The sequence below is a fragment of the Vibrio sp. 1562 genome, assembly GCF_033340155.1.
GTDB lineage: Bacteria > Pseudomonadota > Gammaproteobacteria > Enterobacterales > Vibrionaceae > Vibrio > Vibrio alginolyticus.
On the sequence record NZ_JAWOVY010000571.1, the window covers coordinates 1 to 587 of the forward strand.

At 42.2% G+C, this 587-nt stretch carries 2 pseudogenes; one reads left to right on the forward strand and one right to left on the reverse strand.

Annotated features, from left to right (window positions below):
- Nucleotides 1–279, reverse strand: a pseudogene (locus tag R7Z49_RS26450) (mechanosensitive ion channel family protein); the annotation flags it as partial.
- 109 nt (nucleotides 280–388) lie between these two features.
- Between R7Z49_RS26450 and R7Z49_RS26455 the strand changes: the two are divergent.
- A pseudogene (locus R7Z49_RS26455) lies at nucleotides 389–587 on the forward strand (hypothetical protein); the annotation flags it as partial.

Sequence of the window (587 nt, forward strand, 5' to 3'; positions counted from 1 at the left end):
ATTGATCTTGTCATTCAGTTCGCTTTCTAAAATGATGCCGAGTGACACCGTAGCAGGCCAACACCAAATGAGTGTGCTCACTGGCGCTTTGAGCGCATCAAGCAACATGTTATCCCAATGAAAAGGGGTTTTCTCGACAAGAATTGCAAGACGGGAACGGATCACTCGCCAAGCGATCCATGCGATAAAACTGGCTAACGTGATAAAAAGAACACTTCCGCTCCAATCCTGACTATGCGCTTGTACATAGTTTTGTAAATCGGTAAACCACTGTGACATAAGTAACTTTTATTTCTGATGAACCATGGAGGGAAAGGTAGCAGATATTGAAGTATCACCCCAGTAATTTCCGGGATTTCATCCATTTATCACTATTATCTGATGAATTTTGAATCGAAAGCAGACGTGTGCAAGCCTTGCCATACCTTCGCTGAGCGCAAATATTCGAACGATCAATTATAAGTTCTCTGACTTATCGCTAACATTTATCTCAAGCAAGTGTGAGAGTGTATTGGCACTTGAATTATCGGAGGCAGATATGGAATTTACAGAGCTGGATAGAAATGCGCTCTACGACATCTGGATGT